This is a genomic window from Streptomyces sp. NPDC026589 (assembly GCF_040638385.1).
Taxonomy (GTDB): Bacteria; Actinomycetota; Actinomycetes; order Streptomycetales; family Streptomycetaceae; genus Streptomyces.
On the sequence record NZ_JBEZYG010000006.1, the window covers coordinates 104375 to 115494 of the forward strand.

The 11120-nt window shown below is 73.6% G+C and carries 8 protein-coding genes; 3 read left to right on the forward strand and 5 right to left on the reverse strand.

The window, feature by feature from the left end:
- Positions 1-9: 9 nt before the first annotated feature.
- Positions 10-3159: an AAA family ATPase gene (locus tag AB0F29_RS12390; protein ID WP_361870646.1), complete on the forward strand. Its 3150-nt coding sequence runs from the start codon at positions 10-12 to the stop codon at positions 3157-3159.
- 16 nt (positions 3160-3175) lie between these two features.
- Here the strand turns inward: AB0F29_RS12390 and AB0F29_RS12395 are convergent, their stop codons facing one another.
- The 3 genes from AB0F29_RS12395 to AB0F29_RS12405 all read right to left on the reverse strand — a co-directional run bounded on the left by AB0F29_RS12395 (position 3176) and on the right by AB0F29_RS12405 (position 5846).
- Positions 3176-3496: a DUF6191 domain-containing protein gene (locus AB0F29_RS12395; protein ID WP_361870649.1), complete on the reverse strand. Its 321-nt coding sequence runs from the start codon at positions 3494-3496 to the stop codon at positions 3176-3178.
- Between the two features lie 38 nt (positions 3497-3534).
- Positions 3535-4746: a PQQ-dependent sugar dehydrogenase gene (locus AB0F29_RS12400; protein ID WP_361870652.1), complete on the reverse strand. Its 1212-nt coding sequence runs from the start codon at positions 4744-4746 to the stop codon at positions 3535-3537.
- A 143-nt stretch (positions 4747-4889) separates the two neighbouring features.
- Positions 4890-5846, reverse strand: a complete 957-nt coding sequence (locus tag AB0F29_RS12405; RefSeq protein WP_361871137.1) for an aldo/keto reductase — start codon at positions 5844-5846, stop codon at positions 4890-4892.
- 232 nt (positions 5847-6078) lie between these two features.
- Here AB0F29_RS12405 and AB0F29_RS12410 point away from each other — a divergent pair, with 232 nt between their 5' ends.
- The gene (locus tag AB0F29_RS12410) at positions 6079-7191 is read left to right on the forward strand and encodes a helix-turn-helix domain-containing protein (RefSeq protein ID WP_361870655.1); all 1113 of its coding nucleotides are present in this window, start codon (positions 6079-6081) and stop codon (positions 7189-7191) included.
- An 11-nt stretch (positions 7192-7202) separates the two neighbouring features.
- Here the strand turns inward: AB0F29_RS12410 and AB0F29_RS12415 are convergent, their stop codons facing one another.
- Both AB0F29_RS12415 and AB0F29_RS12420 read right to left on the reverse strand, forming a co-directional pair.
- A complete protein-coding gene (locus tag AB0F29_RS12415; RefSeq protein ID WP_361870658.1) occupies positions 7203-8708 on the reverse strand; it encodes a carboxylesterase family protein in 1506 nt (501 codons plus the stop codon).
- A 116-nt stretch (positions 8709-8824) separates the two neighbouring features.
- Positions 8825-9733 (reverse strand): acetylxylan esterase, encoded by a 909-nt coding sequence (locus AB0F29_RS12420; protein WP_361870661.1) that lies wholly within the window; start codon positions 9731-9733, stop codon positions 8825-8827.
- 360 nt (positions 9734-10093) lie between these two features.
- Between AB0F29_RS12420 and AB0F29_RS12425 the strand changes: the two genes are divergently transcribed.
- Positions 10094-11041 carry a 2-hydroxyacid dehydrogenase gene (locus AB0F29_RS12425; RefSeq protein ID WP_361870664.1) on the forward strand — a complete coding sequence of 316 codons (948 nt, stop codon included), beginning with the start codon at positions 10094-10096 and terminating at the stop codon, positions 11039-11041.
- Positions 11042-11120 lie beyond the last annotated feature (79 nt).

An 11120-nucleotide genomic window follows, 5' to 3' on the forward strand; every position in this document is an offset into this window, starting at 1 on the left:
GCCGGGAGCATGATCACCCTCCGCGAAAAGCCTCCCGCGGCCTCGTACGCGTATGCGATGCTCGGCAGCGTGGAGACCAGGTCAGTCAGCCCCGTGTTCATCGGGCGCGCCGAGGAGTTCGCCGCGCTCACCGAGGCGCTCGCGCGGGCCGCGTCCGGCGACCCGCAGGCGCTGCTGATCGGCGGCGAGGCCGGCGTCGGCAAGACCCGCCTGGTCGAGCGGTTCGTCACGGCGGCCGAACGGCGCGACGCCGTCGTCGCCGTCGGGTCCTGCGTCGAGATCGGGGCCGACGGACTGCCGTTCGCCCCCTTCCCCACCGCCCTGCGCGCCCTGCGCCGGGCCCTGCCCGAGGAGATGGCCGCCGCCTGCGCCGGCCAGGAGGGCGAACTGGCCCGGCTCCTGCCCGAACTGGGCGAGGTCCACCGGGACGCGACCGACGAGCACAGCATCGCCCGCCTCTTCGAACTCACCGTACGGCTGCTGGAGCGGATCTCCGCCGAACGCGTGGTCGTCCTCGTCCTGGAGGACCTGCACTGGGCGGACGCCTCCACCCGGCACCTGCTCGCCTACCTCTTCCGCACCCTCGGCAGCGGCCGCCTCATGGTCGTCGGCACCTACCGCGCCGACGACATCCACCGCCGCCACCCGCTGCGCCCGCTCCTCGCCGAGCTGGACCGGCTGCGCACCGTCACCCGCGTCGAACTCGACCGGTTCAGCCACGACGAGGTCGGCCGCCAGCTCGCCGGCATCCTCGCCGAGCCCCCCGAGGCCGCGCTCGTCGACGAGATCTTCGACCGCTCCGACGGCAACGCCTTCTTCGTCGAGGAGCTGGCCCGCTCCCTGGAGTGCTGCGGCGACAGCTCCGGCCTGACCGAATCGCTCCGCGACCTCCTGCTCGTCCGTGTGGAGGCGCTCCCCGAGCACGCCCAGCGGATCGCCCGGCTGGTCGCCGAGGGCGGCTCCTTCGTCGAACACGAACTGCTGGCCACCGTCGCCCAACTCGCCGAGTCCGACCTCGACGAGGCCCTGCGCGCCGCCGTCGGCGCCAACCTGCTGCGACCCGCGCCCGACGACGACGGCTACCGCTTCCGGCACTCCCTGGTCCGCGAGGCCGTCAGCGACGACCTGCTGCCCGGCGAACGCACCCGCCTCAACCGCCGGTACGCCGAAGCCCTGGAGGCCGACCCCTCCCTCGTCCGGGACGACGAACGCGCCACCCGCCTCGCCAGCTACTGGTATGCCGCGCACGACGCCGCCAAGGCCCTGCCCGCCGTGCTCAGGGCCGCCGTCGAGGCCCGCCGCCGCTACGCCTACTCCGAGCAACTGAAGCTGCTGGAGCGGGCGATGGAGCTCTGGGACGACGTCCCCGACGCGGTGCTCGCCACCCTGCGCCCCTTCGACTACGCGGAGGTCTACCCGGCCTCCGGCTGCGACCCGGAGAACGCCCCGCTGCGTTACCTGGACGTGATGGCCGAGGCCACCGTCGCCGCCCACTTCGGCGGCGACCGCAAACGCGCCCTGGCCATCTCCAAGAAGGCGATGCGGGTCCTGGCGTCCGAGGCCGACCCGCTGCGCGAGGCCTGGTTCTGGGTGCAGCGCAGCCGGCTGGTGCAGGGGCTGGACAAGGGGGACGGCTGGGAGGAGCTGGCCACCGCACAGGAACTGGTGCGCGGGCTGCCGCCGTCCCCGGTGCAGGCCGACGTCCTGACCAACGTGGCCAGTTGGCGCGCGCTGCACCAGCCGGGCCCGCAGGCGCTCGCCGACAGCGACCGCGCGGTGGAGTACGCCCGGCTCGTCGGCGACGAGTACATCGAACTGCACGCCCGCCTCACCCGGGGCTGGCTCACCGCCGACGCGGGCGGCGTGGAGGACGGCCTCGCCGAGATGTACGCGGTCCGGGACCGTGCCGAGAAGCTGCACCTGATGAACCTGCTGGGCCGGGTCAGCGTCAACCTGCCCTCCTCGCTCGAAGCGATGGGCCGCTCGCTGGAGGCCGTCGCCGCCGCCGACCACGGCATCGAGATCTGCCACAGCCACGGCCTGGCCGACTCCGGGGCCTGGGTGTACGCCAACCAGTCGCAGTCCCTGTTCTCCCTCGGACACTGGCCCCAGAGCGAGGCCGCCGCCGCGTCCGCCGCCCGCCTGGCGCTGGGCCCCAGGGCGAAGGGCCTCGCCAGCCTCCGCCATACCGAACTGGCCTTCGCCCGAGGGGACTTCGCCGAGGCCGAGGAGCTGCTCGCTCTGACCCGCAAGCACTTCGGCCAGCGCGATCCGCAGCCCCAGCACCTGATCGCCCCCGTCCGGCACACCATGCTCCTGGCCGCGGCCCAGGGCAGGCTCGCCGAGGCGCGGGACGCGTTCGGGGAACTGGCCCGGCACGGCTTCCCGCCCGGCACCCAGCGCTACGCCCTGCCGCTCCTCCAGACCGCCGCCATGATCGAGGCGGACGCCCGCGGGCTGCCCGCCGCCGAACCGGACCGCCCGGAGCTGCTCGCGCTGATCCGCCGGTGCGTGAAGAACCTCCCGATGCTCGTCCCCGTGTGGGCGGCCCACGGCGTCCTCATCGACGCGGAGCTGGCCCGCGCGGACGGCACGGACACCCCCGGTCACTGGGCGCGCGCCGCCGAGGCCTTCGGGCCGCTGAGCCGCCCCTACGAACTGGCCCAGATCCACCGCCGCTGGGCGGAGTCCCTGCTCATCGCCCCCGGCGACCGGTCCACCGCCACGACCCTGCTGCACCGCGCCCACGAGGCCGCCCACCGGCTCGGCGCCCGCCCGCTCGCCGAGGCCGTCGAACAGCTGGCGGCCCGCGCCCGCATCACCCTGGACGGCTCCGGCACGGCACCCGGCCCCGACGCCGGGATCCACCCGGCCGTCCTGACCGCCGTATCCGCCGGAGGGAGCCCCGAGTTCGCGGCGGCCGACGGACAGGACCCCGCCATCGCCGCCGTGGCGTCCTTCGGGCTGACCCCGCGCGAGCAGGACGTGCACCGGCTGGTCGCGGCCGGGCACACCAACCGCAGGATCGCCGAGGAGCTGTTCATCTCGCCGAAGACCGCGAGCGTGCACGTCTCCAACATCCTGGCCAAGCTCGGCGTCTCCAGCCGCGGCGAGGCGGCCGCCCTCGCCCACCGCCTCCGCCTCTACCCGGCCGCGTAGGCCCTGGTCACGTCCCTTACGTCCCGGGCTCCTCGTCCGCGCGCCGCTCGGGCCCGCTCACCGGCTTCCCGGGTCTCGGCCGGTCCAGGACGGCGTCCTGCTCGGGCGCGGCCGGAAGCATGCGGTTGCTCGGGGGCCCGGCGGCACCGTCCGGGGCCGTGCCGGGAGCGGTTCCCGGGGTCGGGGCACGGACGGTCACCTTCCCGGAGGTCAGGTCTATCGGCCCCCGGTCCGGATCGCCGATGCCGAGATCCACCCGGCTCAGCTCCAGCCGCCTCTGCTCGTCCGAGGTGTGCTTGCGCCCCGGGGCGAAGAGCTCCTCGAAGAAATTGAACACCGGCCGTGCTCCCTCCGACGTGCCGCGCGGGCGGACGGCTAACCCACTTCCACCTGGAGGATCCTGTCGTCCCCGGGCTTCCGCGTACCCCGTCCGTCCGTGTTGCTGGTGACCAGCCACAGACGGTCGCCCCCCGCACTCACCACGGTGCGCAGGCGGCCGTGCTTCTCCTCCAGGAACGACTGGGGGTCGGCATAAGGTTCCTCCGCCTTCTCGCCGGACAGCGGAATGCGCCAGAGCCGCTCGCCGCGCAGCCCGGCCATCCAGATCGAGCCCTCCGCGTACGCGATCCCGCTGGGGGAGGCCTCGGAGGTCTTCCACTGGGCCACCGGGTCGATGAACCCGTCCTCGCCCTCCCGGCCCTCGACCTCGGGCCAGCCGTAGTTCCCGCCGGGCTCGATCAGATTCAGCTCGTCCCAGGTGTTCTGGCCGAACTCGGCGGCCCACAGCCGCTTGTCCTCGTCCCAGGCGAGCCCCTGCACATTGCGGTGCCCGTACGAATACACCACCGAGTCCGCCTCCGGGTTGCCGTGCACCGGCTCCCCGTCCGGGGTCATCCGCAGGATCTTCCCCGCCAGCGACTCCTTGTCCTGGGCCAGCCCGGTGTCCCCGGTCTCGCCGGTGCCCGCGTACAGCATCTTGTCCGGGCCGAAGGCGATCCGGCCCCCGTTGTGGATGCTGCCCTTGGGGATGCCCCGCAGGATGGTGTCCGGGGCCCCCAGCTGCTGTCCCGCCGGACGCCTCTCGTCGTAACTCATGCGGACGATCCGGTTGTCGGACGTGGTGGTGAAGTAGGCGTACACCAACTGGTCCGCGCCGAACGTGGAGGAGACGGCGAGCCCGAGCAGCCCGCCCTCGCCCGCCGGGGACACCCCGGGCACCGAGCCGAGCAGCGTCTGCTTCCCGCTCTCGCCGTCGATCCGGTGGACCGTTCCCTCGTCGCGCGAGGAGACCAGCAGGTCACCGCCCGGCAGCGCGGCCAGGCCCCAGGGCGACTTCAGGCCCTCGGTCAGCGTCGAGACCACCTTCGCCGAGCCCTTCGCCGGCGGTAGACCGGCCGACCGGCTCGGGGAGGCCGGGGGAGCGGAGCCCCCCGAGGCGCTCGGGGAACCGGCGGGCTGCCCGGACGGCCCCCCGTCCCCGTCGCCGGAACACCCGGCGGTCAGCAGCAGTGCGGCCGACGCCAGCACGGCCACCACCCCCCTGCGCATCGCCGGGGACTGCACAGGTCCGAACAGAGCACCACGCACGGAACCGATCCTTTCGACGGTTGCCCGACTACCTGCTCCTACACCTTGTTCCTACACCGCGACCGGCCCAGGAGTTCCCGATGCGCCCATTCTCCCGCCGGGCGCCGGACGGCGCCCCCCTGACCACCCCGCTCCCGCGACACTCAGTCCCACGACTCGCGGGCGGCGGGCAGGCCGTCGATCTCCGCCAGGTCCCGGTCGTCCAGGACCACCCGCGCCGCCCCGGCGTTCTCCACCGCCCAGCGCTCCCGCTTCGCCCCCGGGACCGGCACCACATGCGGACCCTGGCGCAGCACCCACGCCAGCGCCACCTGGGCCACGGTCGCCCCGCGCCGCTCCGCGACCCGCCGCAGGCCGGCCACCACCGGCTGGTTCGCCGCCATCACCTCCGCCGTGAACCGCGGATGCCTGGCCCGTAGATCCTCCGGCTCGAAACCCTGGCCCGGCTTCAGCGTCCCGGTCAGATAGCCGCTGCCCAGCGGCATCGCGGCCAGCAGCCCGACCCCGCGCGCCACGCACCACGGCAGCAGCTCCGCCAGCGCCTCGCGCGACCACACCGACAGCTCCGCCTCGACGGCGCTCACGGGGAAGACCTGCTGGATCCGCTCCAACTGCCGGATCGTTCCCTCATGCGGTCCCGCACCCGACCGGCGCGGGGCCCGCGCCCCCACCGCGCACAGCCCGAGCGAGCGCACCTTGCCCGCGGTCACCAGCTCCGCCATCGCACCCCAGGTCTCCTCCACCGGCACCTCGGGGTCGGCCCGGTGCAGTTGGTACAGGTCGATCACATCGGTCTGGAGCCGCCGCAGCGAGGCGTCACAGGCCCGCCGGACATACCCCGGCCGGCCGTTGGCGACGATGTGCTGATCGCCCACCAGCAGCCCGCACTTGGTGGAGACGAACGCCTCCCGGCGGCGCCCCTTCAGCGCCCGCCCCACCAGCAGCTCGTTGGTGAACGGGCCGTACATGTCCGCGGTGTCGAGCAGCCGGACGCCCGCGTCCAGCGCAGCGTGCACCGTCCGCACCGAACGGTCTCCGAGCTGCTGCGACGCGCTGTAACCCCAGCTCATCGGCATGCAGCCGAGACCGACCGCACCCACGGCAAGCCCCGCTGCCCCGATAGTCCTGCTCTCCAACTCCCCGAACCCTTTCCTGGACGAGCCGTTCCGCCCTCCCGCCCGCCGCGGTCCACGGGCGGCTCTTTCCGGAGACGGCGCGAGACGCGGTCCCGGACCCGGACGGTCACGCCCGCCCGATCCACGACGCAGGTCCCTGTCGGGGGAGTTCGGTGAGTGATTGACGGAAGCGTTTGGGCGATGTGACGATACGCCGATGCCCGGCCTACACGCACGGATGGCTGCTCGCGGTGGTGACTTCACCGCCGCCGTGGTCGCTCGCTGCGCGGCGGAGGTCCCCTTCTACGGGGAGTTGCCGCGCCGCACGCTGGACGGCGAGGTGACCCTGTCGATCACCGCCGTGCTCGAACTGCTGCTGCGCGCCCTGCGCCAGGACGGTGTGATGGCCCCCGGCGACCTGACCCGGCTCATCGAGTGGTCGGCCCGCCGGGCGGAGGAGCGCGTGCCCCTGGAGGCGGTGATCGCCGCCTATCTCGTGGGCGCCGAGGTGTGGTGGCAGGTGCTGGCCGAGACGGCGGAGCCCGAGGAGCTGACCGGCGCCGGAGCCAAGCTGCTGGCCTGCCTGCACGCAGCGATGCCCGCCGTCGTGCTCGCTCACCGCAACGCCCAGGAGGACATCCGCAGCGAGGACAAGCGGGTACGGCGCGCACTGCTGACCGCGTTGCTCGCCGGTCGGCCGTACGAGGAACTGGCGGAGGCGGCGGGGGTCTCGGTGGCCGGCGGACACGAGGTGGTCGCCCTGTCCTTCGAGCCGAATCCGCCGCCCCGGCTGGTGCAGTCGTCGCTGGAGGCCCACACGGGCGTCCCGGTGCTGATGGACCACGTCGCCGGGATCGCCCTGCTGCCGGGCGGTTGTGACCTGTCCGGCCTGCGTGATGCGCTGGCGAAGGACGTCGGGCACCGGGTGGTCGCGGCCGCGGCCCCGGCCGCGGGGCCGGCCGCCGTTCCCGCGGCGGCCCAGGAGGCGGGCCGCGTACGCGAACTGGTCCAGCGGCTGGGCCGCCCGCCCGGGCTGTACCGGCTCGACGACGTGCTCCTGGAGTACCAGCTCGCCCGCCCGGGTGACGCACTGCTGCGGCTGGCGGCCAAGCTCGACCCGCTGGAGCAGCATCCGTACCTGCTGGAGACACTGCGGGTGTTCGTCGACCACGGACACAACCGCAGCCGGAGCGCCTCGGAGCTGTGCGTCCACCGCAACACGCTGGATTACCGGCTGCACCGGGTGACGACGCTGACCGGGCTTGACCCGGCCGTGCCCGCCGACGCGCGGCTGTTGCAGGCGGCGCTCGTCGCCAGGGACCTGACCTGACGGGGAAGGCACTACAGCCAGGCCCGCAGCTCCTCCTGCCGCGGCGCGAGGACCGTGGACGTGCCGGGATGGTCGAAGACCCTGACCGGCCTGCGAGCGTCCCAGGCGGTCCAGCCGGGGTCGCCCGAGGTGGCGAAGCCGATCCAGGCCCGGTGCATCACGTCGGCCAGCGGCTGAGGGGCGTCGGGGCCGGCCAGCGCCTCACCGTGCCGGAGGTTGTCGAAGACGAAACCGATCTCCAGCGCGTGACAGGCGCCCAGCCCCAGGACCGGTGAGCGCCAGGCGAACTCGTAGAGATACGTCCGGGCGGGCCGGGAGCCGCCGGGCAGAGGGTCGACAGGCCTGGAGCCGCCGGGCCGGGAGTCGGCGAGCCGAAAGTCGCCGGACCGGGGGTCTGCGAGCCGGGGGTCTGCGAGCCGGGAGTCCGCGAGCCGGTTGAGCGGTCCTCGCAGCAGCAGGTCGGTGGCCATCTCCCCGAGGATCACCCCCGGCTTCGCGTCCGGCCGGCCGGCCCGGTACAGCCGTGCCACCCGGCCGGGGACCCTGAACTTCAGCAGGGCCAGCCGCAGCGTGAGCCGGTTGACGCGGTCCAGCGCTCCGTTCGGCACGAACCACAACCGGTACTCCTCCCGGTTGCACCCCAGCAGCAGATCGACCGAGGGAGGCGGCGGATCGGCCGGCACGACATCGTCGTCGACCACGATGTGGAAGCCCGGCCCGCCGCCGACCGGATCGGCCCCGCCGACCAACTCGTCCTGGAGGTCCAGGAGTCGTACGTGGTCCACCCCGGCGAACCCCTCCGCCGTGGCGGGCACCCGCAGCGCCTTCGCCATCGCCCGCACGGTCCTGGCGCCCTTGTCGCGCGTCACGGTGTGCGGCGGGCCGCTCTGCAGGATCGCCCGGTGGAACAGACCGGCCGCGCGCGGGCTGGTCAGCAGGGCGGCGATGCTGATGGCTCCGGCGGACTCGCCGCACACCGTGACGCGCCCCGGGTCCCCGCCGAATCCGGCGATGTTGTCCCGCACCCAGGTCAGCGCGGCGATCTGGTCCAGCAGGCCCCGGTTGTCGGGTGCGTCGGGGAAGACGCCGAACCCCTCCACCCCGAGCCGGTAGTTGATCGAGACCAGGACCACGCCGTCGCGCGCGAAGGCCCGGCCGTCGTACAGGGGCAGGGCGGCGGAGCCGTTCCGCAGGGACCCTCCGTGGATCCACACCAGCACGGGCCGCGGTTCGCCGGCGGTCCCCGGAGCCCAGACGTTGAGGTTGAGGCACTCCTCACCGGGGATGTCCACGTCGGGAATCAGCCGGTCCAGGGGCGGCCGGTAAGGGCGTTGCGGTGCGGTCGGCCCGAACTCCAGCGCGTCGCGTATCCCGTCCCAGGGTTCGACGGGCGCCGGGGCGCGGAACCGGTGGCCCCCGAAGGGCGCGGCGGCGTACGGGATGCCCCGGTAGGAGGCGATGCCCTCCTCGACGCGGCCCCGCACCTTTCCCTGGAGCGTCGTCGCGATGATGTCCATATCGGTCCTTTCACGAGAAGTGCCGCCTTCCCGGCCGCGGGGGACGACCGGGAAAGCGGCGGACAGGGGGACCGGGACGCCGCCCGCCACGGCGCCCGTGATCGGCCGGGGACGGGTTACGGGGTGGCGGCGGGGACGCCGAGGGCCGGGCCGTTGCGGCGGACGTCGGACCAGGTGGCGGTGTCGGTGCAGATGCCGCAGCCGGGCCCGAAGAACTGGGCGCCCGCCGTCCGGTCGCCCATGAGGTGGGCGCGGAACCATGCGGTGGTCGGTGCCGCGAACGGGCCCGGATCGCCGACGACCGTGAAGTGGTCGGCCCCGCGCACCTCGCCGTAGAGGGCCGGAATGTGGTCGGCGGCGTTGTAGAAGGCCTTGACCAGGGCGGGGAAGACGATGCTGTCCTTCTGACCGGCCAGCAGCAGCGCGGGCACGCGCACCGCGTCGATGTTCGCCAGCGGGCCGGGCTGGATCGGCAGGACGGTGTCGACGCGGGGGTCCGAGCCGACGACGATGGCGGCCGCGCCGCCCTGCGAGTGCCCCGACGCGCCGATGTGCTCCAGGTCGACGCGGTCGAAGAAGACGCTCGCAGGGTCGGCGTTCCTGCCGGTCAGCATGTCGATGCTCGCCCGCATGGAGATCCCGAGGTTGGACATGGGGGTGTTCGCTGCTGCGACGACGAAGCCCTGACCGGCCCAGTGGAGCATCAGGTCCCGGTAGACGAGGGGGACGCCGCCGGTGCCGTTGCCCCACACGATCACCGGGTGGCGGCGGTCGCTGTCGGCGATGTCGCGCGGGTAGTACAGGGTGGTGACCGCCCCGACCTCCACCGCCGTGGCGTACGGGCCGGGAGCCCCGAAGCCACCGGCGGCCGGGACGGCGGCCGAGGCGGCGGCCGGGACGGCGGGCGCGGTAGCGGCGACCACGGTCGGGTCCGTCGAAGCCGCCGCCGGGCCCGCGCCCGCCGACGCGGTCAGGAGCAGGGCGAGCGCGGCCGACGGGGCGAGCAGATTCCTTCTCCGCAGCACGGTGACTCCTGACGTGAAGGTGAACCGGGTGGACGCGGCCGGATCACCTAGGTGTTTGACCGCACATCCTGGGGGAACGAACGCCGCGTCGTCTCTGCGCAGTCGCGGCAATCACCGACGGCGGAGTTTGTGCAACCTGCCAGGGCGGGCGCCGAGACCCTCTACTGTCACCGCGACACCGTCCGTAATGCCTCGACCGGGCTCCCGCCTCACCGGGCGCTCCCCGCTCCGGTCGGCGGACGTCGCCCCCTGTACGCCGGAGTGCGGGCCCTCGTTCTGCGACCGCGCCGGCGCCGCTCGCGTGAAGGCCCCGGGCGCACCCCTGGAGCGCTCGCACATCTGTCGCATAGCCTCCTGACCATGACTGCGACGACTGCCGACGTGTGGCTGCCCTACCCGGCCGAGGAGATCGACGGCCTGCCCGAGGGCCTCAACTACCTCTTCTGGGACGGTGAACCGGACTACCCGGGCGACCCGGCCGACTGCGCCTACTACGTCGTTCCCTATCTGAAGGGTTCCGAGGTCGCGGTGCGCCCGCTGGCCTCGATGAACGCCGTCCGGGTGGTGCAGACGCTCTCCGCGGGCATCGACCATGTGGAGCCGGGCCTCGGAGTGCTTCCCGCCGGCGTACGCCTCTGCAACGCCAAGGGGGTGCACGAGGCGTCCACCGCCGAGCTGACGCTCGCCCTGATCCTCGCGTCCCTGCGTGGGTTCCCGGGATTCGTCCACGGCCAGGACAAGGAGGAGTGGCGGTCCGGCTTCTACCCGGCGCTCGCCGACAGGTCCGTCCTCATCGTGGGGTACGGATCCATCGGCTCGGCCATCGAGGACCGGCTCGCCCCCTTCGAGTGCGCGCGGGTGGCGCGCGTCGCGCGCTCCGCGCGGACCACCGCACGCGGTCCCGTACAGACGCTCGACGATCTGCCCGCCCTGCTGCCCGAGGCCGACGTCGTGATCCTCTCCACTCCGCTGAACCCGTCCACGCAGGGGCTGGTGGGCACCGACTTCCTCGCCGCGATGCCCGACGGGGCCCTCCTCGTCAACGTCGCCCGCGGCCCGGTCGTCGACACCAAGGCCCTGCTGTCCGAACTGGAATCCGGACGACTGCGGGCCGCACTGGATGTGACCGACCCGGAACCCCTGCCCGAGGGCCATCCTCTCTGGCATGCTCCGAATGTCTTGATCACGCCTCACGTGGGCGGCAGCACCTCGGCCTTCGAACCGCGTGCCAAGCGACTGCTGGCCGCACAGCTCACCCGGTTCGCCGCCGGAGAGCCGGTGCGCAACGTCGTGACCACCACCGGCTGACCCCGCCGCAGCGGCCACGCTACGGGGTGGTCCGGATGCACGCGGTGCCGCTCACCTCGCACTTCGTCACGGAGCGTAG

Excerpts from the sequence above, each read along its gene's own strand:
- AB0F29_RS12390 (WP_361870646.1), top strand. The coding sequence starts at position 10 with ATGATCACCCTCCGCGAAAAGCCTCCCGCGGCCTCGTACGCGTATGCG.
- AB0F29_RS12425 (WP_361870664.1), top strand. The coding sequence starts at position 10,094 with ATGACTGCGACGACTGCCGACGTGTGGCTGCCCTACCCGGCCGAGGAG.
- AB0F29_RS12410 (WP_361870655.1), top strand. The coding sequence starts at position 6,079 with ATGCCCGGCCTACACGCACGGATGGCTGCTCGCGGTGGTGACTTCACC.
- AB0F29_RS12415 (WP_361870658.1), bottom strand. The coding sequence starts at position 8,708 with ATGGACATCATCGCGACGACGCTCCAGGGAAAGGTGCGGGGCCGCGTC.